The 25,993-nt window shown below is 65.2% G+C and carries 25 protein-coding genes and 1 tRNA gene; 9 read left to right on the top strand and 17 right to left on the bottom strand.

Going from position 1 to position 25,993, the window contains the following annotated elements; all coding sequences use genetic code 11:
- The first annotated feature begins 108 nt into the window (after positions 1–108).
- Both ABD687_RS18470 and ABD687_RS18465 read left to right on the top strand, forming a co-directional pair.
- Positions 109–1,545 carry a sensor histidine kinase gene (locus ABD687_RS18470; RefSeq protein ID WP_310289089.1) on the top strand — a complete coding sequence of 479 codons (1,437 nt, stop codon included), beginning with the start codon at positions 109–111 and terminating at the stop codon, positions 1,543–1,545.
- Positions 1,546–1,550: 5 nt separating this feature from the next.
- On the top strand, positions 1,551–2,258 hold the full coding sequence (locus ABD687_RS18465; RefSeq protein WP_310289091.1) for a response regulator transcription factor: 708 nt from the start codon (positions 1,551–1,553) through the stop codon (positions 2,256–2,258).
- Positions 2,259–2,853: 595 nt separating this feature from the next.
- On the opposite strand, the gene ABD687_RS18460 is transcribed toward ABD687_RS18465, so the two are convergent.
- Genes ABD687_RS18460 through ABD687_RS20770 form a run of 3 tightly spaced genes read right to left on the bottom strand, consistent with a single transcriptional unit; the run spans position 2,854 to position 3,263 of the window.
- Positions 2,854–3,051 carry a hypothetical protein gene (locus ABD687_RS18460; RefSeq protein ID WP_302262797.1) on the bottom strand — a complete coding sequence of 66 codons (198 nt, stop codon included), beginning with the start codon at positions 3,049–3,051 and terminating at the stop codon, positions 2,854–2,856.
- Positions 3,052–3,066: 15 nt separating this feature from the next.
- Positions 3,067–3,195, bottom strand: a complete 129-nt coding sequence (locus ABD687_RS18455) for a hypothetical protein (protein WP_302262798.1) — start codon at positions 3,193–3,195, stop codon at positions 3,067–3,069.
- A complete protein-coding gene (locus ABD687_RS20770) occupies positions 3,150–3,263 on the bottom strand; it encodes a DUF255 domain-containing protein (RefSeq protein WP_367281514.1) in 114 nt (37 codons plus the stop codon). The genes ABD687_RS18455 and ABD687_RS20770 overlap by 46 nt, the downstream gene beginning before the upstream one ends.
- A 678-nt stretch (positions 3,264–3,941) precedes the next feature.
- On the opposite strand from ABD687_RS20770, the gene ABD687_RS18450 reads away from it, so the two are divergent.
- Positions 3,942–4,694 carry a hypothetical protein gene (locus ABD687_RS18450; RefSeq protein ID WP_302262799.1) on the top strand — a complete coding sequence of 251 codons (753 nt, stop codon included), beginning with the start codon at positions 3,942–3,944 and terminating at the stop codon, positions 4,692–4,694.
- Positions 4,695–5,199: 505 nt separating this feature from the next.
- Here ABD687_RS18450 and ABD687_RS18445 read toward each other — a convergent pair.
- Complete coding sequence (locus ABD687_RS18445) at positions 5,200–5,472, bottom strand: hypothetical protein (RefSeq protein WP_264268268.1); 273 nt, start codon at positions 5,470–5,472, stop codon at positions 5,200–5,202.
- A gap of 51 nt (positions 5,473–5,523) precedes the next feature.
- Entirely contained in the window at positions 5,524–6,441 is a 918-nt protein-coding gene (gene mca, locus ABD687_RS18440) for a mycothiol conjugate amidase Mca (RefSeq protein WP_302262800.1), read from the bottom strand.
- A 108-nt stretch (positions 6,442–6,549) separates the two neighbouring features.
- On the opposite strand from mca, the gene ABD687_RS18435 reads away from it, so the two are divergent.
- Both ABD687_RS18435 and greA read left to right on the top strand, forming a co-directional pair.
- Complete coding sequence (locus ABD687_RS18435) at positions 6,550–6,951, top strand: DUF4307 domain-containing protein (RefSeq protein WP_302262801.1); 402 nt, start codon at positions 6,550–6,552, stop codon at positions 6,949–6,951.
- A gap of 266 nt (positions 6,952–7,217) precedes the next feature.
- The gene (gene greA / locus ABD687_RS18430) at positions 7,218–7,712 is read left to right on the top strand and encodes a transcription elongation factor GreA (protein WP_264268271.1); all 495 of its coding nucleotides are present in this window, start codon (positions 7,218–7,220) and stop codon (positions 7,710–7,712) included.
- Positions 7,713–7,940: 228 nt separating this feature from the next.
- Here greA and ilvA read toward each other — a convergent pair whose 3' ends face one another.
- The 3 genes from ilvA to ABD687_RS18415 all read right to left on the bottom strand — a co-directional run bounded on the left by ilvA (position 7,941) and on the right by ABD687_RS18415 (position 11,629).
- Positions 7,941–9,191, bottom strand: coding sequence for a threonine ammonia-lyase (gene ilvA / locus ABD687_RS18425; RefSeq protein WP_310289099.1), 1,251 nt, complete (start codon positions 9,189–9,191; stop codon positions 7,941–7,943).
- Between the two features lie 104 nt (positions 9,192–9,295).
- Positions 9,296–10,612 (bottom strand): AI-2E family transporter, encoded by a 1,317-nt coding sequence (locus tag ABD687_RS18420; protein WP_310289103.1) that lies wholly within the window; start codon positions 10,610–10,612, stop codon positions 9,296–9,298.
- Positions 10,613–10,816: 204 nt separating this feature from the next.
- Positions 10,817–11,629 (bottom strand): Bax inhibitor-1/YccA family protein, encoded by an 813-nt coding sequence (locus tag ABD687_RS18415; RefSeq protein WP_302262803.1) that lies wholly within the window; start codon positions 11,627–11,629, stop codon positions 10,817–10,819.
- A gap of 354 nt (positions 11,630–11,983) precedes the next feature.
- Between ABD687_RS18415 and ABD687_RS18410 the strand changes: the two genes are divergently transcribed.
- Genes ABD687_RS18410 through ABD687_RS18395 form a run of 4 tightly spaced genes read left to right on the top strand, consistent with a single transcriptional unit; the run spans position 11,984 to position 16,082 of the window.
- On the top strand, positions 11,984–13,282 hold the full coding sequence (locus ABD687_RS18410; protein WP_377700320.1) for a branched-chain amino acid ABC transporter permease: 1,299 nt from the start codon (positions 11,984–11,986) through the stop codon (positions 13,280–13,282).
- 15 nt (positions 13,283–13,297) lie between these two features.
- The gene (locus ABD687_RS18405; protein WP_264268275.1) at positions 13,298–14,278 is read left to right on the top strand and encodes a branched-chain amino acid ABC transporter permease; all 981 of its coding nucleotides are present in this window, start codon (positions 13,298–13,300) and stop codon (positions 14,276–14,278) included.
- Positions 14,275–15,303, top strand: a complete 1,029-nt coding sequence (locus ABD687_RS18400) for an ABC transporter ATP-binding protein (RefSeq protein ID WP_310289111.1) — start codon at positions 14,275–14,277, stop codon at positions 15,301–15,303. Before ABD687_RS18405 ends, ABD687_RS18400 begins: the two co-directional genes overlap by 4 nt.
- Positions 15,300–16,082: an ABC transporter ATP-binding protein gene (locus ABD687_RS18395; protein WP_310289114.1), complete on the top strand. Its 783-nt coding sequence runs from the start codon at positions 15,300–15,302 to the stop codon at positions 16,080–16,082. The genes ABD687_RS18400 and ABD687_RS18395 overlap by 4 nt, the downstream gene beginning before the upstream one ends.
- A gap of 92 nt (positions 16,083–16,174) precedes the next feature.
- On the opposite strand, the gene ABD687_RS18390 is transcribed toward ABD687_RS18395, so the two are convergent.
- The 9 genes from ABD687_RS18390 to ABD687_RS18350 all read right to left on the bottom strand — a co-directional run bounded on the left by ABD687_RS18390 (position 16,175) and on the right by ABD687_RS18350 (position 25,785).
- A complete protein-coding gene (locus ABD687_RS18390; RefSeq protein WP_264268278.1) occupies positions 16,175–17,449 on the bottom strand; it encodes an ABC transporter substrate-binding protein in 1,275 nt (424 codons plus the stop codon).
- Between the two features lie 214 nt (positions 17,450–17,663).
- Positions 17,664–17,745: transfer RNA gene (locus ABD687_RS18385), tRNA-Leu, on the bottom strand.
- Between the two features lie 169 nt (positions 17,746–17,914).
- Positions 17,915–19,288 carry an NAD(P)/FAD-dependent oxidoreductase gene (locus ABD687_RS18380; RefSeq protein WP_264268279.1) on the bottom strand — a complete coding sequence of 458 codons (1,374 nt, stop codon included), beginning with the start codon at positions 19,286–19,288 and terminating at the stop codon, positions 17,915–17,917.
- 89 nt (positions 19,289–19,377) lie between these two features.
- Complete coding sequence (locus tag ABD687_RS18375) at positions 19,378–20,829, bottom strand: S8 family serine peptidase (protein WP_409373469.1); 1,452 nt, start codon at positions 20,827–20,829, stop codon at positions 19,378–19,380.
- 75 nt (positions 20,830–20,904) lie between these two features.
- The gene (locus tag ABD687_RS18370) at positions 20,905–21,861 is read right to left on the bottom strand and encodes a Ppx/GppA phosphatase family protein (protein ID WP_310289122.1); all 957 of its coding nucleotides are present in this window, start codon (positions 21,859–21,861) and stop codon (positions 20,905–20,907) included.
- Complete coding sequence (locus tag ABD687_RS18365; RefSeq protein WP_425566766.1) at positions 21,858–22,589, bottom strand: DUF501 domain-containing protein; 732 nt, start codon at positions 22,587–22,589, stop codon at positions 21,858–21,860. Before ABD687_RS18365 ends, ABD687_RS18370 begins: the two co-directional genes overlap by 4 nt.
- A 41-nt stretch (positions 22,590–22,630) precedes the next feature.
- Positions 22,631–23,542, bottom strand: a complete 912-nt coding sequence (locus ABD687_RS18360) for a septum formation initiator family protein (RefSeq protein ID WP_310289127.1) — start codon at positions 23,540–23,542, stop codon at positions 22,631–22,633.
- Positions 23,543–23,684: 142 nt separating this feature from the next.
- Positions 23,685–24,965 carry a phosphopyruvate hydratase gene (eno, locus tag ABD687_RS18355; protein ID WP_310289129.1) on the bottom strand — a complete coding sequence of 427 codons (1,281 nt, stop codon included), beginning with the start codon at positions 24,963–24,965 and terminating at the stop codon, positions 23,685–23,687.
- A 100-nt stretch (positions 24,966–25,065) separates the two neighbouring features.
- The gene (locus tag ABD687_RS18350; protein WP_310289132.1) at positions 25,066–25,785 is read right to left on the bottom strand and encodes a MazG nucleotide pyrophosphohydrolase domain-containing protein; all 720 of its coding nucleotides are present in this window, start codon (positions 25,783–25,785) and stop codon (positions 25,066–25,068) included.
- Between the last annotated feature and the right edge of the window lie 208 nt (positions 25,786–25,993).

Raw genomic sequence — 25,993 nt, 5'->3', positions numbered from 1 at the left:
GGTTGGGTCCCGGGCCCACCGACACCGGCGTTCGTCGGGTCTTGGGCAGCGAACACCCCTGACTTTCGTCGGTGTTCCGGCGGGCGGCGGCTCGGTAGCATGGGGTGAATGAGGATCCGTTCCGGAGTCCGTTTCCGTCCGCAGCAGGCCGGCTGGGCCGTCGTGCTGTTGCTGGCCGCGCTCGTGATGCCGGCACTGGGCCCGGGCAATGCCCTGGCCGCGGCCCTGGCGGTGGTTGCCCCCTATCTGGCCGGGCGCAGGCTGGATTCCCTCGCCGCTTCGGTGTCCATGTTGGGGGCCGGGATCCTGGTCGCCGGTGCGCTGCGGCTGGCCGCCGATCCTTCCGGAGCCGCCTCGAGGTGGCTGTTGGACGTGCTGCTGGTCTTTGCCGCGGTGGTGCTGCCCTGGTGGTGGGGCCGCTACCGTATGCTGCGCGCCGCCCACCGCCGACGCGAACACGAGGTGGTTGCCGCCAACGCCAGGCTGCTCGAACGCACCCGCGTTGCCCAGGACATGCACGATGAGCTCGGGCACGAGCTGGCGCTCATTGCGCTGGGTGCCGGCGCGCTGGAGGTCGACGCAAACTCCACGGAGCACGGACGCCGCGCGGCGGCCGACATCCGCGAGCGAGCTGCCCAGGCCATCGATTCGCTGCACGCGATCGTGGCGATGTTGCGCCAGGACACGTCCAACGGCGTTGCCCCGCTGATACCTGCCGGCGAATCGATCCAGGCACTGGTTGCCCGGGTGCGAACCTCCGGGCTTCAGGCGGACCTCGAACAGGTGTCGGCCCCGCCCGGAACCCCGTCTCCTTCACGGGCGGTGCAGGCCGCCATGCACCGGGTGGTCCAGGAGGGGCTGACCAATGCGGCCAGGCATGCCCCCGGCGCCGAGGTGCACATCGGGATCGACGAAGGCAAGGACCCGGTGACCATCACAATCGAAAACCGACGCACCTCACCGGCCCTGGCCGTGGGCACCGGAGGTTCCGGGCTCGCCGGGGTCGCCGAACGGCTGCGCATGCTCGGCGGCACCCTGGAGGCCGGAGTTCACGGGCAGGATTTTCGCCTCGTCGCACGCATCCCCCGGTCATCCCGGCTTCCCGAACCCGGACCCGGCACGCTGGCGCTCGGTCCTGCGCCGGTGGACGGGTCGGTGGCCACGGAGCTTGCCGATGTCCGTCGCACCACGCGCTCGCGGCAATGGGCCACCGCGTTGCTTCCGCTGGGGTTGGCGACGCTGTTGGCCGGCATCCTGGTGACGGTGCAGGTGCTCACGGTGGTGGACAACGCCCTGGCGCCGTCCGCCTACGCGCAGCTGCGGGTGGGGCAGGCCCGCGCAGAGATCGTACCGTTGCTGCCCGCCGGCGGCCTGGACGGCCCCACCCCGAGGATTGCCGAGACCCCGGCACCAGGGAACACGACATGCATCTACTACCAGGCACGCAACGGCTTCCTGGATTTCAGCACCGACATGTACAGGCTGTGTTTCGGCCACGGGGTGCTCGTGTCCAAGGACCATCTGTTGCCGCGAAACGAAGGATGACACCTGTGCCCCTGCCCGAAGTTCCACGACCCGCCTCCGGCCCCGGGGACAGGCCCATCACGGTGTTGTTGGCCGATGACGAAGCGCTGGTCCGCGCCGGGGTCCGGGCGATCCTGTCCTCGGATCCGGGCATCGAAGTAGTGGCCGAGGCGGCCGACGGGCGCGAGGCCCTGGAACTTGCCGCCAGGTTCCGGCCTTCGGTGGCGCTACTGGATATCCGCATGCCGGTGCTTGACGGGCTCGCCGCGGCCCGCGAACTGGCCGTGCGCCTGCCCGGCACCGCCGTCGCCATGCTCACGGTCTTCGGCGAAGACGAGTACATCGACGCGGCGCTGAAGGTGGGAGTCAGCGGCTTTTTACTCAAGGCCTCGGCGCCGCAGGAGCTGATTGCCGGGGTCAAGGCGGTTGCCTCGGGCGCCGCCTATCTTTCACCGCGCGTGGCACGGCGGGTGGTGGACCGGCTGCGCGCCGTCGACGTCGGTGCCCCTCAGGTGGCCCGCGCGGCCGTGGCGCAGCTAAGCGCCAGGGAAACCGATGTGCTCATCCTGTTGGGGGCCGGCTATTCAAATGCACAGATCGGTGCTCGGCTGCACCTGACAGAGGGAACCGTCAAGGGGCATGTCTCGGCGATCCTGCTCAAGCTGGGGGCAGTGAACCGGGTGCAGGCCGCGGTGTTGGCCCACCATGCCGGGTTGGTTCCGCCCGGTTCCTGAACCCAGGGCCGCGGTCACTGCAAAGGCCCCCGTGAAGAAATTCTCAATTTCACGGGGGCCTTGCAGGATGATGGTGAGCCTAACGCGCGGGCTTGTCGCCCGGCTCGTCGGGCTGGATGTCTTTACCCTTGTCCACCAGCTCCTGCTGACGTGCCTCGGGTCATGTCACGGATCAGGAAGATGGTCACAATGACGAGCACCGCCGTGGCCACAAACCCACGAATCCCCGGCCAATGCTCTGTGCCGCATCTCCGACGGGCGCTCCGTGAACCGGCGATGGACTAACGGAGGCGGTGTAAAGCAGGAACGAATACACGCGCGGGGCGCATTCTGAAAAAGTTGGCGGCCGGAATCATCGGCACATTACACCGGCAAACTGGTCGGCCTCTGGGAGTGTGGTGGGAACCGCGGATTCGATCAGGGTGCAGTCCTCCCATGGCCATGCCTTGGCGTAGATCGCCTCGGGCACGGCAAAGAAGAGTCCTGTCGGATCGATTTGGGTCCGGTGGGCCAGCAGCGCCCGGTCTCGGTGCTTGAAGAAGTCTGCGCAGTGGACCTGCGTGGTGGTTTCGTGCGGCGAAACCCGCCCGAATCGCTATTCGTCCGGGTGTTGCTCCCAGGCGGCAATTCGTTCGGCATAGGGCGATTCGATGCCGCCGTCCACCATGGCGTAGTGCAGTGTCTTGAATCGCTCGTCGGCAAAGGCGCGATCGTAGTAGAGCTTGGAGGTTTCCCAGGGCTCGCCAAGTTCCGGAGAGCTGGTGGACTTGGCAACTTCTGCAACGGCGTGCATGGCGATCTTGTGCGCCTAGACGTGGTCTGGGTGCGGGTAGCCGCCGTTTTCGTCGTACGCAATGATCACGTGCGGCTTGAATTCGCGGATCAACTTGATCAACGGGGCTGCTGCCCGGTCAAGGCCTCGTCCCCATAGGGCCACCAGTCCACCTGCTGGTGGGCATGCTGGCGCAAGTAGGCGGAAGCGCTTGAGGCGATTCGTTGTCCCATGTTTGCGGTCTCCCCCAAGATGGTTCTTTGGGTCACGGCCTGGGAATTTCGCGCATGCCAGCCCCTCCTGGTGACTCACGGGAGCATCCGCACTAGAATGCGGACATGAGCGGCTTGCATGTTTCGGTGCGGGCGTCAGCGGGCTCGCCGGCGGTGAGCGAATTCGTCATGGCGGTCGGATTTCCATGGCATGCCAGTACCGAAAACCCTCCCGTAGACAGGATGGTACGAGGCCGCGGGGCCGTGGACCGCGCTTCACGCACGTCTCGTCTTGATACTCATCCCGGTTCCCGACACTGCCGACCAAGTTGCTCTCCACGGGAGTTGACTCGTGCGCGTTGGTCAGGCCGCGCGGATCGTGACGCTCGCCGGAGCGGTCGGTACGCACGGACCATTTCTACCCGACATCGTGTTCCCTGCGCTTGCGGACAGAGCTCCGGGGCCTCTTGCGCCGGACAGTTCATTGGCGACTTGACCGCGGAACGACGCGGGCATCGTCGTGTTCGACTTGTGTTCGACTGCCGGCGTATCTGCCTGGCAATACCGGGTGCCGCTGGTGGACGCGGGGGCGCCTTCGGCCGTGCTCCCTGAAACTTGCTCGCGGTCAGTAGGCCGGCGTTCCCTCGAGCTACTTCTAACGTGAACCGACTCCAATTCCGAGCGAGAAAAGAAAAAGTCATGAAGACAACCAAAGGCAGGCCACCTATCGCCGGCAACCGAATGGCCTTGGCGGGCGCCGTGCTCTACCTCTTGGAGTGGGTCGCCATTTTTGGATCTGGTCTGGTGGGGGTAGAGATGATCGGCGGCGAGATCGGCGCCTCACCGCAAGAGGTCGTGGCCACCTATGCCGGATCCGAGAACGGAATGGCACTCATCGCCGGTTGGATGTGCCTCGTGCTCACCGGCCGGGTGTTGCTGCTCGTCGGCCTTCGGGCCGGCCTCCGAGACTCCGGCCGGGACCACCCCTTGATGGGATTTGCAGTATCGATCATGACCATCAGCGTCGCGCTGGAAATCGCAATCACCGCGATTTATGCCGGCGCCGCAACACTTGCAGCCGATTCGTCCGAGCAAGCGGTCCTGGCTCTGGACCGAGCCGGTACCGCCTTGTACCCTATGGTTTACGGCTCTGCAGGTCTGTCAGTCCTCTGCGCTGCTTGGTGTCTGTCGCGCTCAGGCCTCTTCCCCGTCGCACTGAATGTCCTCGGGTTCATAGGCGGTGCCGGCATGGTTCTGATACCGTTCTTTGCTGCTCCGGCCTTCAATGCGGTACTAATAGTCCTGGGTTTCATCCCGCTTTTCGTCTGGGTCTGGATGATCTGGGCCGGCATCCTCTTCTGGCGGAACGCACCCAGCCGGGCCGTCGAACCAGTCGACGCCGTGAACATGTCGGGCGGGCGACGAAACCGCTCGAAGCCTCCACTTTTGTGAAGTAGCTGCCGGAGCGCTCTTCCAACCGGTGTCTCGCGAGGTCTCGCAGATGGTAGGCGGAACGAGACGACGCACAACGCGGGACAATTCTGTGCTTCATCCCAACACGGTCCCGCTTAACCGATAAGCCCCGGTGCTGTTTCCCGATCCCAGTCTCACGACAGATATCCTTTGCACCGGACATCCTTGTCATCCGACACTCCGGCTCTCCGTCGCACGTTCAGAACAGATCTGTTCCACGAAGAGTACTCGACAGCGAGCTAGTGGAGTCCCATTGCCTGGGACCGTCGATCAAGGTCCGCCCGTGAATGCGGCCCGGGTCCAGGTCCGCCGATCAGACCGACCTGCCGACAGGGCACAGGGACACCTACGCTCAAGGCGACTTCAGGGTGCGGATTCACGCCAAGCGCCGAGTCCCAATGGCCAAGCCCACGGCGGCGGAGCCCCGAAAGCGACACCTGACACAAGAATCCATCCAAGCCATACTTTCAGGAGTCCGAGACGATTAACGCGCGGGCTTGTCGCCCGGCTCGTCGGGCTGGATGTCTTTGCCCTTTTCCACCAGCTCCTGCTGGCGGGCTTGGGCCTCGCCCTGGTAACGGACCCGGCGGATGCGGCGGGTCATGTCACGGATCAGGAAGATGGTCACAATGACGAGCGCCGCGGTGGCCACAAAACCCACGAATCCCGGGCCAATGGATTGTGCCGCGTCACCGACGGGCGCGCCGGGAACCGGCGAAGGACTAACTGATGCTGCGTACAGCAGGAACGAATACACGCGCGGGGCTCTTTCTGAAAAAGTTGGCGGCCGGTTTCACCGGCACGTTACCTATCTTAGACCGGCAAACAGGTCGGTCTCTGGGAGTGTGGTGGGAACCGAGGATTCGATCAGCGTGAAGTCCTCCCACGGCCATGACTTGGCGTAGATCGCCTCGGGCACCGCAAAGAAGAAACCGGCCGGATCGATCTGGGTCCGGTGGGCCAGCAGCGCCCGGTCGCGGTGCTTGAAGAAGACGGCGCAGTGGATCTGCGTGGTGGTCTCGTGCGGGGAGACCCAACCGAAGAGCTGCTCGTCAGGGTGTTGCTCCCAGGCGGCAATTCGTTCGGCATACGGCGACTCGATGCCGGCGTCCACCATCGCATAGTGCAGTGTCTTGAAACGCTCGGGGGCGAAGGCGCGGTCGTAGTACAGCTTGGAGGTTTCCCAGGGCTCGCCGAGTTCCGGGGAGCTGTCGGCCTTGGCCGCTTCCGTAAAGGCGTGCACCGCGACCTTGTGAGCCTGGATGTGGTCCGGGTGCGGGTAGCCGCCGTTTTCGTCGTACGCGATGATCACGTGGGGCTTGAACTCGCGGATCAACTTGATCAACGGTGCAGCTGCCCGGTCCAGCGGCTGCAGGGCGAAGGCGCCGAAGGGAAGTTCCGGCAGCGGGTCGCCCTCGGGCAGGCCGGAATCCACGAAACCCAGCCAGCGGTGCTCGATGCCCAGCACGGCAGCGGCCTCGGCCATTTCCGTGCGCCGCACCCCGGCCAGGTCCCGGTGTGCGTGGGCAAGTTCACCAACGGCCGCGTTGAGGATGTCTCCGCGTTCCCCCCCGGTGCAGGTTGCCACCATCACCGAAGCGCCGGCCGCAATGTACGCGGCCATCGTGGCCGAGCCCTTCGATGATTCGTCGTCGGGGTGTGCATGGACCGCCAGCAAACGCAGCCCCGTTGAATCAGCGATCTGCTCCACGTTTCGTTCTTCCACCTAGGTAGCTCCAACTTCTCATGCTCGGTGAAGGGTTCCCCTTGCCAAGGCTTAGACTGGTAGGGATGATTTCCCGGCCGCGACGCCCACGAATCGAAAGAGGCGCCAATGTCCAGCTTAACTAATAGGTACGGTTCGCCCAAGCGGGCCCTTCCCAAAAAGACCCGCAAGACGTTGATCATCGGGTCCCTGGGCGTTGGCATGCTGGCCGCACTCTACTTGGCCACGGCAACTCATTCGAACGTGCAGTTCAAGGACAATTCGTTCATCGTCCACTCACCCACGATGGCGACCGCGATTGTGGACATTTCCAAGGAGGCCAGCGCGACCGTGCAGTGCGAGGTGCGCGCCATGAGCGATTCCTACGCCATTGTCGGATGGAAGACGCTGACCGTGGGACCCAGCGAGGGCCAGGGCATGACAACCACGCGCTTTGATGTCGATCTGCGCACCGAATCGTTGGCGACCACCGCCGGCATCGAGGAATGCAGAGTCCTCAAGACCGCCTAGATTCCACACGCCCCGAGTGTCTCGGCCATTGTGAAGTCTCCGAGACGCGCCGATACGCCAAAAGCTCAAACCTTGGGCAATTAGCCAAATGACGGCTAATATCTTTCTAATACGTTAATGCCCCGCTACAGAACGTGACGGACAAAGTTCTTCACCCACTGTGCGGGGTCTTTGCTTGCAAGTTGTTCGTCGCATCATCGGGCGGGACCATCTCGGCCTGTTGTTCCCCTGGGGAGCAGCGGCCCTGATTACACAAGGAGTACCACGTGACCACGACCAATCATGAACCAGTAATCTGGCTGACCCAAGAGGCGTTTGACCGCCTGACCGTCGAGCTTGAGCACCTCGCTGGGCCGGGCCGCGCGGAAATCGTGGACCGCATTGAACAGGCACGTTCCGAGGGCGACCTCAAGGAAAACGGCGGCTACCACGCAGCCAAGGAAGAACAGGGCAAGGCCGAGGCACGCATCGCGTACCTCAAGGACCTTTTGCGCCGAGCCCACGTGGGCGAGGCACCTGCCGATGACGGAGTCGTCGAGCCGGGCATGCTGGTTCAGGCCATCATCGCAGGCGACAAGACCACCTTCCTGTTTGGCAGCCGCGAGGTTGCCGGGGACACCGACCTGGAGGTCTACTCCGAGCGGTCCCCGATTGGTGCCGCCGTGCACGGCGCAAAGTCCGGTGACACGATTAGCTACACCGCACCCAACGGCAAGGAAATCACCGTCGAAATCGTTTCCTGCAAGCCGTACAGCGCATAGTTACCTTCACCCGCGCCTTGGCGTGATCGGTGGCCCGGTGGCCGCCAATGCTTCACCCGTTTGGATGCCCATCTCCCCCTCGGGGGCGATGGCCCGGCGGGTTTCAGCATTGGCGGCCATCTGCTTTTGGCCAGTGTTTCCCGTTCGCCCGGGCAAAGGCAAGGCCCCCTTGTTCCATCCACCGCTCCGGTGGATGGAACAAGGGGGCCTTGATGCGGGGGTGTGGAGTTAGCCGATGATCATCGGCTGGAAGCCCTCGGCCCGCAAGTTGTTCAGCACGTATTCCGAATGCGCGTGCCCCTTGGTTTCCATGTCGATGGTGATCGCCACGTCGCCCATGGACAGTGAACCGCCGACGCGGGTGTGGTCCAGTCGGGTGACGTTGGCATCGGATTCGGCGATGACACGGGAGATCGTTGCGAGCTCGCCGGGACGGTCGTCCAGCATCATCCGCACGGTGAGGTAGCGTCCCGCCGCGGAAAGGCCGCGTTGGATGACCTTGAGCATCAGCAACGGGTCGATGTTGCCGCCGGAGAGGATCACCGCGGTCTTCGTCGGCTTCAGCCCCAGCTCCTCCAGCTTCCCTTCCAGCAGCGCCGCCACGCCCACCGCACCGGCAGGCTCGACGACCAGCTTTGAGCGTTCCATGAGGAACACCAGGGCGCGCGCCAGCGCGTCCTCGGAGACTGTGACGACCTCGTCGACGAGTTCACGGATGATCTGGAAGGGAAGTTGGCCGGGTCGTCCCACGGCAATTCCGTCGGCGATGGTGCGCACGGTGTCCAACGGGACCAGCGCGTCGGCGGCCAGCGAGGGCGGATAGGCGGCGGCGTTCTCGGCCTGCACGCCGATGATCTTGATGTCGCGTCCCAGCTCCTTGGCGCGTGACTTGATGGCCACCGCGACCCCGGCCAGCAGTCCCCCGCCGCCCACGCCCATCAACACGGTGTCTACGTCTGGCAGCTGATCGAGGATTTCCAGGCCGATGGTTCCCTGGCCGGCAATGATGTCGGGGTTGTCGAAGGGATGAACGAAGACGGCACCGGTGGCGGTGGCGTAGCGTTCGGCCTCGGCAAGCGCCTCGTCGACGTTGTGACCGTGCAGGATGACCTCGGCGCCGTGGTCGCGAGTGGCGGTGAGCTTGGGCAGTGCCACTCCCAGCGGCATATAGATGCGGGCCTTGATGCCGAGCCGGCGGGCTGCCTGGGCGACGCCCTGGGCGTGGTTTCCGGCAGAGGCCGCGACGACGCCGCGGGCACGTTCCTCCGCGGTAAGCTTCGCCATCCGGACGTAGGCGCCGCGGACCTTGAAGGACCCGGCACGTTGCAGGTTCTCACACTTGAGGTAGACCTCGGAGCCGATGTCCAGCGACAGTGCGCGCGAGTGCTCCATTGGGGTTTGGACGCTGACGCCCTCAAGCAGGGTCCGGGCCTCTTCGATGTCGGGCAGGCTCACCGGGAGTGTGGTCTTCTGGATCATGGGAGCGGCTTTCTTCTGGGCGTGTATGGACACGCAAATGCAATCGGGTCGGGAAGTCTTTCGGGCCAGGACCTTGTGCCGGGCAACGTGGGCGGCGTGCGGGATCAGGAACCTGGGTCTGGTTCTTCTCCGTCAAGGTCTGCGGGAGCCGGTTCCGTGGTGCGGACCGGCTTGGTAATTCGGGATTCTCCCACCGCGGCCATGGCCGCTGTCTGGGGACCGAACGGGTTCTCGTGTTCCCAGCCCCGGTTGGCGATGTACTTGACCACGGTGTTGGCCACTGCCAGCACGGGAACCGCGAAGAGCGCCCCGGCGATGCCGGCGACGATGGAACCGCCGGCCACGGCCATGACGACAGCCAGCGGGTGCAGGCTCACCGCCTTGCCCATGATCAGCGGCTGCAGGATGTGGGATTCGGCCTGCTGTACGAACAGCACCACCAGGAGCATGATCAGGGCATTGACCGGGCCGTTGGCCACCAGTGCCAGCAGCACGGCAACCGCGCCGGTGACCAAGGCGCCCACGACCGGGATGAAGGACCCGATGAAGACGAGCACGCCCAGCGGCAGTGCCAGCGGCACCCCGAGGATCAGCGCGCCGACGCCGATGCCCACTGCGTCGATGAAGGCGACGAAGAGCTGGACGCGAACGTACACGACCATCGAGGCCCAGCCCCGTCGGCCGGCTCCGTGGGCGGCCGCGCGGGCGCGGCGCGGCAGGATGTTCACGAAGAAGCGCCCGATCCGCTGCCCGTCGAGCAGCAGGAAAATCAGCGAGAAGAGCACCAGCAGCACACCGGTAATCAGGTGTCCCACCGTGGTGCCCCAGGACAGCGCGCCGGAAAGGATCGAGGAGGAATTGCTCCTGAGCTCGTTCAGGGCGTCCTGGACCAGCTGGTCGACATCCTGGTTGCTCAGGGCCAGCGGGCCGGTGGAGAGCCAATGCTGGATCTGGCCGATGCCGGTGAGGGCCTGGGACCACAGCGAGGCGAATCCAGTGGCCAGGCGCCGCCCGACGATCGACAGGCCGCCGACGACCAGGCCCAGGAACGCGATCATGGTCACCCCGACGGAAAGCCCCTTGGGGAAGCGCAGGGTGCGGTTCAGGAAGTTCACCACGGGGCTCAGCAGCCCCGCCAGCAGGGCAGCGATCATCAGCGGGATCAGCAGCAGGGACACATGGGACAGCAGCCAGACGGCGATGCCCACGGCGATCACGATGACGATCAGTCGCCAGGACCACGACGCCGCAATCCGCACGCCGTAGGGCAGGTCGTCGGCGTGGGCATGTTCGGCGTAGGAGAGTGCGCTGGCCTCATCGACCACGGGATCGGCGGCCAGTCGATGGCGCGTGGCCTGGGCACTCTGTTGAACAGCTTCGGTGGCGTCAGCCAGGCGCTTGAGGGCACGCGACAGCTTCATGCCGCTCCCCCGCGGGAACCGGGCCGGGGCTTCGCGTCCAAGCGCGCATGCCTTCCGGTCAAATCCATGCTGCCTGAAAATGCCATGAACATACGTTATCCCTTGAGAGTTGCCTGTGCGGAATAGATGACGCACATATTGCAGAAAAACCGCGGGGCAGTACCCAAATCATAGGTACTGCCCCGCGGTCACACAGCAGATTGACTAGTCGTCGCCACGCAGGATGGCCAGAATGCGCAGAATCTCCACGTAGAGCCAGATGAGCGTCACTGTCAGGCCGAATGCAGCTGCCCACGCCATCTTGGCCGGTGCGCCCTGGCGCACGCCCTCGCTAATGTTGGTGAAGTCCAATACCAGCGCGTAGGTGGCCAGCAACACGGCAAGCACGCCAATGCCCAGGCCGAGCAGGCCGCTGCGCATGCCGAACATGCCGTCGATGACGCCGAACATCATCAGGCCGAAGTTGAGCAGGGAGAACAGGCCGTAGCCGATCATCGCAATCATGAACATGCGGGTCATCTTCGGGGTGGCACGGTACTTGCCGGAGCGGTACAGCATCAGGGTCACGCCGAAGACCGAGAAGGTCGCAAGCACGGCCTGGACGGCGATGCCCGGGTACATGTTCTCAAAGACGCCCGACAGGCCGCCGAGGAAGATGCCCTCGAAGCCCGCGTAGAGCATGATCAGGATCGGCGAAGGCTGGCGCTTGAAGGCATTGACCAACCCCAGGACCAGGCCGACAAGTGCGCCGACAAGCATGAGCCCCGGGAACTGCCAGCCAATTGCGGCACCGATGACGACAAGGCCCAGCGTCAGCATGGTCTTGTTGATGACATCGGCATAGGTCATGCGGCCGGTGTCCTGCGGCGATGCGGACGGCTGCGTGTACAGGTCCTGCAGGGCTTGAGCGCTCATCGGCTGAGCATAGGTTGCGGACGCGGCACCCGTTGCGCCGGCCGCACGGGTCTGCTCGCGGTAGTTCTTGGACTTGAAGACCGGGTTTCCGCCCAGGGCCATGGTGTTTCTCCTCCGTAGGGTTGTTAGTAAATAGCCTACGTTGGTAGAACGCTCGATGCGGACCAATAAATCCCCAAATCACCACCTTTTTGCCGCAAAACGAGCGGTTTCAGAATTTTAGCCCGGAAAGCGGCAGCTCAGTTCATGCGCGCCGCCGCAATCCGTTAACCAGACCGTTATCAAATCCGGCAATCGGGGGAAGCCCAGTCATAGGACTTCAACCTGTCATGGCACTACGATAAGCACACGTGAGTGACATGTATCACTCGCAGGCCCGGCGCTGGTGGTCGCGGGGCGGATAGCGACGAGAGGGCTCGTAACGTGCTTCGTCAAGGCAACGCAGCGTTGACCCACTTGGTGGGGGTCGCCGGATTCATCGTCTTTTTTGCGTGGCTGGCCATCGGCTCCGCAGCGCCCGCACTGGCACAGTACGCGGCCCAGCCCGCCGGTCACATCCAGGTGCCGCTGCAGCAACAGGAACTGACCATCCGCGGCACCCTCCGTGCCGCGTCGGAGCCGATCGCCGGCGTGCGCATCGTGGCCACCGCCCCCGACGGATTCAGCGCCGAGGCGACCAGCGACGAGAATGGCCGCTGGGTCATCGTGGTTCCGGAAAAGGGAACCTACGAGGTCCTGCTGGATGTCGCCACGCTGCCGGCGGACAAGCCATTGGGCGAGGGAGAAGAGAATCCGCGCATCGTGGAGTTCGGCACCTCCTCGAATATGGGAGTCATTTTCAAGGTCGGTGAGAGCGCCGCGGTTGAAACCGCTAGCTTTGGTTCGATCCTGGCCGAGCGTGCCGTGGCCGGCCTGAGCTTCGGCCTGCTTCTGGCCCTGACCGCGGTCGGCTTGTCCCTGGTCTTCGGCACCACCGGCCTGACGAACTTTGCCCACGGCGAAATGGTCACCTTTGGTGCCGTCGCCACGTTCGCGCTCGCTGCGTGGGGGTTTCCGCTCTGGGCCGCGCTGGCGGTTGCCGTCCTGTTGGGCGGCGCGCTTGGATGGGTACAGGATTGGGGCCTCTGGAATCCGCTGCGGCACCGCGGCTCGGCGCTGGTGCCCATGATGATCGTCTCCATCGGGCTTGCCCTGGCCATGCGGTACATCATCCTGTTCTTCTTTGGCGGAACCACCGAGCAGCTGCCCTCGGCGCAAAGCCCGATCGTTGAGGTGCTGGGCGTCTCCACCTCCCGCAATACCCTGGTGTCCCTGGTGGTCTCGCTGGCGGTCATCATCGTGATCGCGTTGCTGTTGCTCAAGACCCGGTTCGGCAAGGCGACCCGTGCCGTCGCGGACAATCCGGCGCTGGCCTCCGCCTCCGGCATCGACGTGGACCACGTCATTCGCATGGTGTGGGTGGTCGGCAGCATGCTTGCGGCGCTGGGCGGGATCCTGTGGGCCTACTACCGCCCCGGCGTCGCCTTCAACATGGGCCAGCAGATCCTGCTGATGATCTTCGCGGGGGTCACCCTGGGCGGCCTCGGCACGGTGTTCGGGGCGCTGCTTGGCTCGGTGCTGGTCGGGCTCATGGTGGAGATCTCGACGATCTGGCTGGAAGCTGACCTTAAATACGTCGGAGCCCTGGCCGTCATGATCCTGGTGCTGCTGTTCAAGCCCCAGGGACTGCTGGGACGCCGCGAGCGTGTGGGCTAGGGGAAGGAACGAATCATGGACTTCGCCGCGATCTTCACCAATGCGCTGACGGAAATCGTCAGCCCCATCACCGCGTCCTACGCGCTGGCCGCGCTGGGGCTCGCCGTCCATTTTGGCTATTCGGGGCTGCTGAACTTCGGCCAGGCCGGCTTCATGGCGGTCGGCGCCTACGGCTTCTCGATCTCGACCCTGAGCTTTGGGGCCCCCTTGCCGGTTGCCGTGCTGACGGCGCTCGTGGCCTCGGTGCTGTTCGCCCTGCTGCTGGGCATACCCACGCTGCGCCTGCGCGCCGACTACCTGGCCATCGTGACGATCGCGGCAGCCGAGATCGTGCGCTACATCGTCACCACGAACTCGCTAACCAGCGTCACCGGTTCGGCCAACGGCCTGGCCACGTTCGAGCGCGGATTCTACGAGCTGAACCCCTTCCCGCCGGGCGACTACCCGATCGGCCCGCTGAACTTCAACGACCGCAGCCTTTGGGTGACGATCGTTGCCTGGTGCCTCGTGGTGCTCTGCGCCCTGATCGTGTGGGCGCTCATGCGAAGCCCGTGGGGCCGGGTGCTCAAGGGCATCCGCGAGGACGAGAACGCGGTCCTCTCGCTGGGCAAAAATGTCTTCGTGTACAAGATGCAGGCACTGATCATCGGCGGCCTGTTCGGTTCGCTCGCCGGCATCCTGTTCACCCTGCCCACGGGGGCGGTCCAGCCGGCCAACTACGGTTCCGAATTGACCTTCTTCTTGTGGACGGTGCTGCTGCTGGGCGGCATGGCCACGGTCTTCGGCTCGGTGCTCGGAGCCATGATCTTCTGGGTCGTGCTCTCGCTGACGCAGGGCATCCTGCTCGGACTCATCGAGTCCGGATACATCACCATCCTCTCAAGCGCCCAGGCCGGGCAATTGCGCTACATCCTGGTGGGGGTGGCCCTCATGCTGCTCATGATCTTCCGCCCGCAGGGAATCCTGGGCAACAAGAAGGAGCTGGCGTTCTCATGAATGATCCGCAGCAAATTCCGCCGGTGCAGGTCCCCGGCCAGGGACCCGGATCCGTCCCGGCCACCGTTGAAGGGCCCATCTCCGTGGGTGCGGCCACGCCCGGCTGCAAGAAGGTCGACCCCATCGTCGTCGCCGACGGCGTGCGCCGCACCTATGGAGCGCTCAAGGCGGTGGATGTGGACCATGTCGAGATCCCGCGACACCGGATCACCGCCCTCATCGGCCCCAACGGCGCGGGAAAAACCACGTTCTTCAACCTTCTTACGGGCTTCGACACCCCCGACTCGGGATCCTGGACCTTTGACGGGCATGCCCTCGCCGGCGTCAGGTCCCACCGGGTGGCCAGGATGGGCATGGTGCGCACCTTCCAGCTCACCAAGGTCATGGGCAAGCTCACCGTCCTGGAAAACATGCGCCTCGGCGGTGCCGAACAGCCCGGCGAGGCGCTGTGGCGGGCCATGTTCCCGTGGCTGTGGCGGACGCGCGAGGCCGAACTCACCCGCACCGCCGATTCCCTGTTGGCCATGTTCAAGCTGGGCGAGAAGCGTGAAGACTACGCGGCTTCGCTCTCCGGCGGCCAGCGCAAGCTCCTGGAAATGGCCAGGGCGCTGATGGCGGACCCGAAACTCATCATGCTCGACGAACCCATGGCGGGGGTCAACCCCGCGCTGACCCAGTCGCTGCTCGACCACATCAAGAACCTCAAGTCCACGGGCATGAGCGTCCTGTTCGTGGAACACGACATGCACATGGTCAGGCACATCGCCGACTGGGTCATCGTGATGGCCGAGGGCCGCGTCGTGGCCGAGGGGCCGCCGCACGAGGTCATGCAGGACCAGGCCGTCATCGATGCCTACCTGGGGGCGCACCACGATGTCGACCTGGGATCGCCCGAGGGAGCCGCACGGCTGGAGGACGTCCTGAGCGAGGACGCCGAGTCCGTGGTGGGCACCGCGGACGCCGGGGAGCTTCTGACGGTGCACGAGGAACCGGACACCCCGGAACCGGGCGGGAGGGAATCATGAGTGTCGAGACGGAGGTCGCGGTAGTCAGCGTCACCGATCTGGTCGCGGGCTATTTGCCCGGGGTCAACATCCTCAATGGCTGCAACCTGGAGGCGCGCCCGGGCGAACTCATCGGCATTATCGGCCCCAACGGGGCGGGTAAGTCGACGCTGCTCAAGGCAATGTTCGGCCTGGTGAAGGTCCATTCCGGACGCGTGGTCGTCCACGGGGCGGACTTGACCGGGCTGAAGGCCAACAAGCTGGTCTCCCGTGGGTTGGGTTTCGTGCCGCAGAACGACAACGTCTTCCCGACGCTGAGCGTGCAGGAAAACCTCGAGATGGGCATCTTCCAGCGACCCAAGGACTTCGCGTCGCGGTTCGAGTTTGTCACCTCTCTCTTTCCGGAACTGGGCAAGCGACGGGGCCAACGTGCGGGTTCCCTTTCCGGCGGCGAGCGGCAAATGGTGGCCATGGGGCGGGCGCTGATGATGGAACCGGCAGTGCTGTTGCTCGACGAGCCGTCCGCCGGTCTATCCCCCGTGCGCCAGGATGAGACGTTCCTGCGCGTGCACGAGATCAACCGCGCCGGCGTGTGCGTGATCATGGTTGAGCAGAACGCCCGGCGCTGCCTGCAGATCTGCGACCGCGCCTACGTCCTGGACCAGGGCAGGAACGCGCACACGGGAACCGGACGCGAATTGCTGCACGACCCGAAGGTCATCCAGCTCTATCTGGGGAACCTGGCCGAAACCGTGGAACGCGAGGAAGCGGACCGCGAGACACCGCCGCCGTCGGGATAGCGCGCTCCCTGCAAGGTTCCGGCATGGAAGAGGACCGGAGCGGGCGTCTTGCCGGCTTCGGTCCTCTTCGCGATCCCTGCCGGGGCGGGTCGCTAGACGGCCCCGGATTCCTCACGCAGCGGCTTGGGTACGTTGTTGCCGTCGTACTGGTAGACGCCCATGATCCCCTCGGTGATGTCACCCTTCTCGTCGTAGGTCACCGGACCGGCAATGCCGTCGTAGTCGATGTCCTTGCCTTCGTCGAGCAGCTTCTTGCACGCGGCGAAGTCGGCGCACTTCTCGCCGTCGCGGGAGACCGCCTGCAATTGCGCGGCGATTGCCGCGCCGTCATTCGACTTCGCTACCGTGGAGGCCAGCGCGATCAAGGTGGCGGCGTCGTAGGATTCCGCCGCGTAGTTCCAGTCCTTGAGCGAGTCGTTCACGGATTCAAGGCGACCCTTGAAGTCGTCCTTCGCGAAGGAGCCCGGTTGGGTTCCCATGGCGCCCTCAAGGGTTCCCTTGTCGAAGTCCTTCGAGTAATCAAGGATGTTGCCGTCCACGAAGTACACCGTGGAGGGATCCACGCCCTTTTGGATCAACAAGGGAATGATGGAACGCGCCTGGTCGAAACTGAGGACGGCGATGGCATCGGGATTGGCGCCCACCACCTCGTCGACCTGGGATGAGAACTGAGAGTCCCCTTCGTTGAACATCGATTCCGCGACGATTTCCCCGTTTGCCCCTTCGACGGCCGTCCGGATGTTCTTGGCCAGGCCGGTGCCGTAGGCATCGTTGAGTACGATCATCCCCACCGTTGCGGCGCCCTGGCCCACCATGACGTTGCCCAGGATCCTGCCCTGCATGACATCCGAGGGAGCGGTGCGCCAGTACAGGCCCTTGTCGTCCCAGGTGCTGAAGTCCGGGGAGGTGTTGGCCGGAGACATCATGAGTGTTCCGGATCCGGTGACCTGGTTGATGACCGTCTTGGTGACGCCGGAGGAAGCCGCGCCAATGATCGCGGCGACGTCCTGGCCGAGCATTTCATTGACCGATTGAGTGGCGATGTTGGTCGTGGTGTCGCCGGAGTCGCGGTGAATGACGGTGACGTCCTCGCCGTTCACTCCGCCGGCCTCGTTGATTTCCTTGACGGCAAGGTCAACGCCGGCGGTCATGGGCGGACCAAAGAAGGAGAGGTTGCCGGTGTTGGGCAGCAGCGTTCCCAGCTTGAGCGGCCCCTCCGCGGCGGGCGCCGCTCCGGTGGCCGTGGGCGAAGCGCTGGGCGCGTCGCCGCCCCCGCCGGCGCATGCGGTGGCGGTCAGTGCCAGCGCAGCTCCGACGGCCAGATATCGGCTTCCTCGAGTAAAACGCGACCGTGCAAGTGCGATCATGTTAATTCTCCTCAAAAGTGTGCCCGCAAGGCAGCGGCCCGATGGGCGGCCAAGGTACCTCGGCTATTAAGGAACGTAGCCCAAAAAACCCGAGAATATAAGGAGAAAACCATTACATCAAGATAACGGAGGCACCGGGAAGGCCACCCGATTAACGACCGAGGGGTGTGCCCGGACCTTCCGGTCCGGGCACACCCCTCGGTGTCATTTGTTGTACCCCCAGTGGGACTCGAACCCACAAGCCTTTCGGCAGCTGATTTTAAGTCAGCCGTGTATGCCAATTCCACCATGGGGGCCTACTGGACCAAGCGTACAAGATCGTTCCCTCGGTTGAGAAACGACCGGGTACGCGCCCGGGCATGGGGAAGGGCGGCGACATCGACATTCTCGGTTCCCGGGCCGTGGGCCTATCACTTCTGCGGCCCGGATCCGCGACGCGTTGTCACCGCCCCCCACTCGTTGTTGCTAGGCGCGCGGCTTTGGCGTGGCTGCCTCGACGAAGGTGGCGCGCGGGGTTTCGAGGTTGCTCAGCTGCAGGGTGTCGCGCTGGAAGAACAGTGCCACCATCCAATCACCCAGGACGCGGAACTTGCGCTCGAAGGTCGGCATGGCCATGCCGTGGTAGCCACGGTGTGCCATCCAGGCCGGCCAGCCCTTGAGCTTGATGCCCATGACCTTGGCGACGCCCTTGTTGGCACCGAACCCGGCAACCGCGCCGAGGTTCTTGTGCTTGTAGTTCTTGACCTGGCCCACGCCGTAGCGGGTGGAGTACAGGTTGTGTGCCAGCAACTTGGCTTGGCGAACAGCGTGCTGGGCGTTGGGCACGCAGGTGCCGTCTGGCAGTCCACCGGTTACGTCGGGCACGGCCGAGACGTCACCCGCGGCCCAGGCGCCCTCGATGGCGATTCCGTCTTCACCGGTGATGCGCAGGTCGGTGCCGGTCATGACACGGCCGCGGGGCTCGATCGGGAAGTCGGTGGAGCGCACCATCGGGTTGGCCATGACGCCTGCGGTCCAGATCAGCGTGTCAGTCTCGAAGGTCCCGGCGTCGGACTTGTCCGGCATGTTGATCAGCGCCATGACACCTTCTTCGGCGTTGGCCAGCGAGGTGTTCAGCAGGACCTCAATGCCGCGGCTGCGCAGGTGGTCGACAACCCACAGCGCCTGGTCCTCGGTGACCTCGGGCATGATGCGGCCCATCGCCTCGACCAGCACGAAGCGCAGCTCGTCCTTGCCGATGCGGCCGTTCAGGTCCGCGGCGTGGCGGGCCATGTCCTCGATCTCGGCGATGGTCTCAATGCCGGCGAAGCCGCCACCGACCACGACAAAGGTCAAGGCGCGCTTGCGCTGAGTGGCGTTGGTCATCAGCGATGCGGATTCGATGCGCTCGAGGATCTTGTTGCGCAGGGCGACGGCTTCCTCGATGGACTTCAGGCCGATGCCGGAATCGGCAAGGCCCGGAATCGGGAAGGTGCGGGTGACGGCACCGGCGGCCAAGACGACGTCGCGGTACTCGAGCTCGAACGGCTCGCCAACAGCCGGCACGACGACGGCCTTGTTGTTCTTGTGGTCAATGGCCGAGACACGGCCGGTGATCAGTTCGGCGTGCTTGAGGTGCTGGCGGTGCGAGACCACGGCATGGCGCGGTTCGATCTGGCCGCCGGCAACCTCGGGAAGGAAGGGCTGGTAGGTCATGTAGGGAAGCGGGTCCACCACGGTGACGATGCCGCCATGGTCCTTGACCTTCTTCTGCAGCTTCATTGCGACGTAAAGCCCAACGTAGCCGCCACCCACGACAAGGATGCGCGGGCGATCGGAAAATTGTTCAGTGATAGGCATGTAACCCATCCTATCCCCAGAAACATCGTTTGTGAAAGTCTTCACTAGCTCGAATGGGGGTGGCAATTGCCACTTTTTGCCGGGAGTTGCTAGACGTCCCTGCCCGACTCCGGCAGCTCATCGAAAATATCCTTGGCCCCCGAGCGGTCATTGAGTTTCAGCGCCGCAACGGGTGCGCTCTTGGCCGATTCCGCCATTGCCGCGCGGTTCCGGATGCGGACGAAGTGCATGATCCCGCCCAGCATCGTGAGCACCAGCAAACCGCCGAAGCCAAGCACCAACAACGGGGGCAAGAAGCCGGCCTCGTCACCCGGGGCCACCGGAGCAGGTGCGGCAATGGGCTTGATGCTGGATTTCTCCGTGGAGATGCCGGGGTCCGCGGTGGGCCCGGTGCGGACCTCGGGGCCGCGGCGGTGCACACGGATCCATTCGGTGATGGTGTTCATGGGGTTGGCCTTGACCTCGGGAACCGGTGCCGTGAGCGCCGCGTAAGCGTCGAGGATGCCATGGCCGTACAGGTTGTCGACGCCAGCTGGCCCGGCGGGGCGCGCGGTGGACAGGATCCGGTTGATGACCTGTGGCGCCTTCATATCCGGGTACTTGGAGCGGATCATTGCCGCGACGCCGGCAACCAGCGGCGCTGCGCCGGAAGTGCCCGACCAGTCGGCATATCCGCCGCCGGGCAGTCCACCCACCAGCGGGTCCGCGGGTGCGGCAACGCCGATGCTGATGCCCTCTGTCGAGGAATCGACGCTTGCCTTGCCGTTGCGGTCGATTCCTGCCACCGTGAGCACGCCGGGGATTGTTGCCGGTGCCCCGACCTGCTTCATGCCGCCGGCACGGTTGCCGGCCGCCGCGACCACGACCACGTCGTTGTCCTCAGCGTACTTGAACGCGGTGTCCCAGCTGACCGGCCAGTCCGGCTGGGTGGAGCCCAAGGAGATGTTGATGACCGAGGCGCCGCTGTCCACCGCCCACTTCACGGCCGCGGGAACCTGGTCCTCCACGGAGATCCCCGCGGGGTTTTCGGTGCCCATCCACAACGACACCGAGAGCACCTCGGCCTCCGGTGCGACTCCCAGCACGCCGTCGGGCCCGGGACCCGGCTTCGGGATCTCGATCGCCTCCGGTGCCTTGGGCGGATCCTCCTTGGCCTCCTTCGCCGACTTGACTGCCCTGTCATAGGCGATCTTCTGGGCCGCCGCATCGGCCTTGGCAGCAGCGATCGCCGCCTTGTTGTTTCCGCGTCCGGCCAGCAGCGTTGCCACGAGGGTGCCGTGCTCGGGCAGGGTTCCCAGCGGCTTCGAACCGTCCGGATTTCCGGAACCGGAAACGTCCTTGCCGCCGCGCAAATCCGGGTGGCTGGTGTCAATGCCGGTGTCAATGACGGCGACCTTGACCCCCGCGCCCTTGGAAACCTCCCAGGCATTGGAAATGCCGGAGGCCTTGAGCCACCATTCCCCGTCGCGGGCCGCATCGGCCTGTGCGGCCCCGGCGGTGCCCAACACCGCGGAGAAGCAGAGTGCCAGGCTCAGGAGCATGGCGGCGGCGCGGCGCAGTCTGTGGCTCAAGTGTTCTCCTAGCGTGGTGCGTTCAGGGGGGTCCGGCGGTGGTTCTCAGTGGCCGGTGCCAAGCCCCAGGGCAATTCCGTCAAGAATATCGTGTTCAGAGGCCGTGGCGGTGGTGATCCGTCCCGAGCTCGCCTGCGCGACGCGTTCCAGGATGCATCCGTAGATGAGCGCCCCCGCGGCAATGACGTCCACCCGACCCGGGTGCATGAACCCAAGTGAAGCGCGGGTTTCCCGTTCAGCCTCGAGCATGAACGCGACGGTGGATTCGAGTTTGTCGATGTCGACCTCTGCACCGTGGATGAGTGTCGAGTCATACTTGTCCAGGCCCAGCGCGGCGGCGGTGAGCGTGGTGATCGTTCCGGCGACTCCCACGATCCGGTCCACCAGCGAAAAGTCGACGTCGCGCTGGACCTCGTCGAGCACCGCGTTGACTTGGGCGCGGGCAGCTGCGATCGATTCGGCTGTCGGCTTTGCCAGGCGCCAGAACCGCTCGGTCAGCCTGACGCAACCCATGTCCATGCTGCGCGAGGCCACCGGGCCAAGCCCGTTGCCCAGGACGAACTCGGTGGATCCCCCACCCAGGTCAACGACCAGGATGTGGGTTCCGGGGGCTGCCGGTGCCACGGAGGAGGCACCGGCATAGGACAGCGCAGCCTCGACCTCGCCGGGCACGACCTCCGGGTCGACGCCCAGTCGCTGACGCACGCCGTCGGCAAATTCGTTCCTGTTCTTCGCATCCCGCGTCGCGGAGGTGGCAACGAAGCGGATCGAGGTGGCCCCGTGTTCGCGGATCAGCTGCGCGTATTCGTCGATGGCCGCGAAGGTGCGCGTCAATGCCTCCGGCGCAAATTCGCCGGTGGCGTCGACGTCCTGGCCCAGGCGCACCACGCGCATCTGGCGCAGCACGTCGGTGAGCGACGGGCCATTGGGGGTTTCCACCAGGTCGGCAATGAGCAGGCGGATGGAGTTGGTTCCGCAGTCGATGGCGGCGACGCGTGTCATGCTCCCGGGGCTTCCTTCGTGTCGGCGGAACCCTCGTTTGCTGCGGCCTCGCGGGCGGCACGGGCGGCTGCGCGTTCTGCCTTCTTGATGGCCGGGTCCACGGCCTGGGTCTTCACGTGCCGCGAGCGGTCCTGGCTCGGCGCCGGGGCCTGCGTGTCCCAGGCTCCGGCGCAACGGCAGGTGTCCTTGGTCCACCATTCGGCGATGGCTTCCAGTGCCCTGTCCCCCAGCGGGTTCACGCCCGGGCCGGCGGCCAGCGAGTGGCCGACCAGCACGTGCAGGCACTTGACGCGGGTGGGCATGCCGCCGGCGGAGACACCGGCGATTTCCGGCACAGCGCCGGTCCCGGAGCGCTCGCCAATGGCGTCGCGCACGGCAAGGTAGTGTTCGTGGGCCTGGACGTACTCGGCGGCCAGCGCCGGGTCCTGCTCCAGTTCGGCGTTCATCTCATTCATCACGCCGCCGGCCTCGAGGCGCGACACCGCGGCGGTGATCACCGGGTGGGTCAGGTAGTACGTGGTCGGGAACGGGATGCCCGAGGACAGCCGCGGCGCGGTGGTGGCCACAAGCGGGTTCCCGCAGACGCAGCGCGCGCCGATTTCCACGACATCGCGCACCGGGCGGTTCAGTTGGCGGGAAAGCGTCTCCAGGTCGGCGGCGCTGGGCACCCGGGCGGCAGCATCGAGTGCTTCGTGGTTTTGGTTCGCGGCGTCCACGGTTGGGAGCATCTCCTCGCGTCGGTGGGTCAGGTGGTGTGTGTGGAGCAGGCTCAGTCGGTGGCGGCGCGCTGCACCGAGTCAAAGAGTGCATCGACCCAGGGAAGGTCCGTGCGGACTTCCTCGGGGCTTTGGTTGGCCTCGCCGGGAGCTTCTTCGTCGGGCCGTTCGCCGACGACCATGTAGTTGCGTTCGCCGGGCATGACCAAGTTTATCCGGTCGCGGGCCTGCTGCTTGATGTACAGCGGATCGTCCCAGCGGGCGATTTGGTCCTTGAGCGCTTCCTGTTCCGCTTCCATGGCCGCGATCGAGGTGCGCAGGTCCGAAATTTCGTCGCGCTGGCGCGCATAGGTGCCAATGCTGGGGATCAGCAGGACGGCGAACACCGAAAGCGCAATGCTCAGGGCCAACAGGCGGCCCGAAAAGCTGCGCGCCGGAATCGGCACCTTGGGCCCGTCATCGCCCTTGCGCGGGGTTTTGCGTGCTGCCGTTTCACCCTTGCGCACCGCTCCGGAAAGGAGATTCCGGTCTTCGATGCGCCGCTGCGAGGCGGTGGCCTTGGACGTGGGCTTCGGCTTGGACGTGGGCTTGGGCTTCGCGCTGCCGCTGGCGTTCGCCTTGGACTTGGGTGAGGCCTTGGAAGGCGAGGCCTTTGCTGTGCTTGCATTGGAGGCGGCAGGCTTTGGCTTGGCGGTGCCGGACACGGGCTTGCCCGAGGCGTTCACCTCACCCAGCGGCACGACCTTGGGGCGCGGTGCCGCGGGGCGCACAGGTCCGCGCGGGGCCGCGGTGCGGTGTGCCGCGGGAGCGGCTTCGGGCGGGGATTCGCGGTAGGGGCGCGGTCGCTTGGGCGCTTCGTCGGGTGCCTGCGAATCGGCGCCGTGGCGGGAATTCGCCGTGCCATTGCGCGCGGGGTCATTGGCGGAGGACCCGGAGCGTGGCATGGGGGGACGTCGCGTGGCCATCTGACTCCTTGCCCGGTAATGCCGGAGCCCTTTTCAGATGGCCCCGGAAGGTTCGTGGTGGCGAGCTTTCGGGGGTTAACACAAAAACTCGTGGGGGAACCAAGAATAGTTCCCCCACGAGCCTACGTGTAATTACGGCTTGCTATGCACCGAAACGCGGGAAGGCACCGGCACCGGCGTAAACCGCCGCATCGCCGAGTTCTTCCTCAATGCGCAGCAGCTGGTTGTACTTGGCAACGCGCTCCGAGCGGGCCGGGGCACCGGTCTTGATCTGGCCGGCATTGGTGGCAACGCAGATGTCGGCGATCGTGGTGTCTTCGGTCTCACCCGAGCGGTGCGAGGTGATGGTGGTGTAGCCGGCACGCTGGGCCATGGACACCGCGTCCAGGGTCTCGGTCAGCGAACCGATCTGGTTGACCTTCACCAGCAGCGAGTTGGCGGTGGCCGTCTCGATGCCGCGGGACAGGCGCTCTGGGTTGGTGACGAACAGGTCGTCGCCCACCAGCTGGACCTTGTCGCCGATGGCGTCGGTGAGGGTCTTCCAGCCTTCCCAGTCGTCCTCGTCCAGCGGGTCCTCGATGGACACCAGCGGGAAGTCGGCAACCAGCTGGGCGTAGTAGTCGCTCATCTCCTGCGCGGTGATCGACTTGCCCTCGAACTGGTAGGTGCCGTTCTCGAAGAACTCGGAGGAGGCAACGTCCAGCGCCAGGGCAATGTCCGTGCCCGGGGTGTACCCGGCGCGGGTGATGGCCTCGGTGATCAGTTCCAGTGCCGCACGGTTTGACGGCAGGTTCGGGGCGAAGCCGCCCTCGTCGCCCAGGCCGGTGGACAGGCCCTTTTCCTTGAGCACGGACTTGAGGTTGTGGTAGACCTCAACGCCCCAACGCAGGCCCTCGGAGAAGGTTGCGGCGCCGATCGGGGCGATCATGAATTCCTGGATGTCGACATCGGAGTCGGCGTGCGAGCCGCCGTTGAGGATGTTCATCAGCGGAACCGGCAGCACGTGGGCGTTCGGGCCGCCCAGGTACTTGTACAGCGGCAGGTTCGCGGACTCGGCGGCGGCGTTGGCCACTGCCAGCGAGACGCCCAGGATGGCGTTGGCGCCCAGCTTGGACTTGTTGGACGTGCCGTCCAGGTCGATCATCGTCAGGTCGATGGCGCGCTGGTCGGTGGCATCCATGCCCTCGATGGCCTCGCCGATGTCCTCGATGACCGCTGCGACGGCGCCGAGAACACCCTTGCCCTGGTAACGCTTGGGGTCCTCGTCGCGGCGCTCTGCTGCCTCAAAGGCACCTGTGGATGCACCGGAAGGAACTGCTGCGCGGCCCATCGAGCCGTCGGACAGCAAAACCTCAACCTCAACGGTTGGGTTGCCGCGCGAATCGAGGATTTCGCGGGCGTGAATGGCTTCAATCAATGCCATGGGAAGGTACTCCTTCAAGGGGTGTGGATGTTGGTCAAACGTGAACTGCATCATGCAGGCGCCGTTGCCTGCCCCTAGCCTAGCTTGGGCGAGACCCAGTTCACGAAGTTGTTTCCTGCGTTTCGGCCCCGGCCTGCGCAATGCGCTGTTGCACGACGTTGCGCAGGGCCCGTTCGGCGTCGAGCCCTTGGGTCTGGGCCTGGGCGCACAGGGCGAGCAGGTGCTCGCCCAATTCCTGTTCGCTTTCCGGGACGCCGCCTTGCAGCGGTTCCCCCAAGCGGACAGAATCCTGGATGTCCCGCTTCCCCGCCGCTACGGGTTCGTCCCGGGTTTCGGTAATCGCGGCGTGGCGGGCGGTGCGGGAGAGAAATGACTGGGCGTAGAGCAGCGCCGGCAGGTTGGAGGGCAGGCCTGCGGCGGCCGATTCGTTCAGCGTTTTTTCCGCCCGCTTCGCCCGGTCCCAGGACTCTATGATCTCGCCAATCGAGTCGGGGAAACTGTCCTTGAGGCTGCCATCGGCATGGAAGACGTGGGTGTTGCGGCGAATCATTTTCTCGCCCAGGTAGGCCGCTATCGACTCCAGGTCGAAGGCCCGCCGTTCCTCCCCGATGGCCGCATGAAGGACTACCTGAAGAAGGATGTCGCCAAGCTCGGCCTCGAGTTCGGCATCCGGTGCGTGGGTCTCGATGGCCTCGGTGAGTTCGTAGGACTCCTCGAGCAGGTATTGGACCAGCGACTCGTGGGTCAGCGCCGCGGTCCAGGCGCAGTGCTCGCGAAGTTGGGAAATGATCTCGACGAGACGGTCGACCTGCTCACTCACTGCTGCTTCTCCCCCTGGTCGGCGAAGGGCCCGGTGCAACCCGTGCCGGCGACGGCACGGTGCGTGTAAGACCCCTGGGCGGCGTTGCCCGCATCCAACGATATCCGAATCCCGGGTACCCCCTTCGCGCGGCAGGAACCGGTGTCGGTCACATCCGCGCCACGAAGGCGGATGTCCGATTGAAGCCTTAAACGCCAAGACCGGTGCA

Origin of the sequence: Paeniglutamicibacter sulfureus (genome assembly GCF_039535115.1) — a bacterium.
Taxonomy (GTDB): Bacteria; Actinomycetota; Actinomycetes; order Actinomycetales; family Micrococcaceae; genus Paeniglutamicibacter; species Paeniglutamicibacter sulfureus.
The sequence above is the reverse complement of the archived record's forward strand: the minus strand, read 5'-3'. Positions and strand labels throughout refer to the sequence as shown.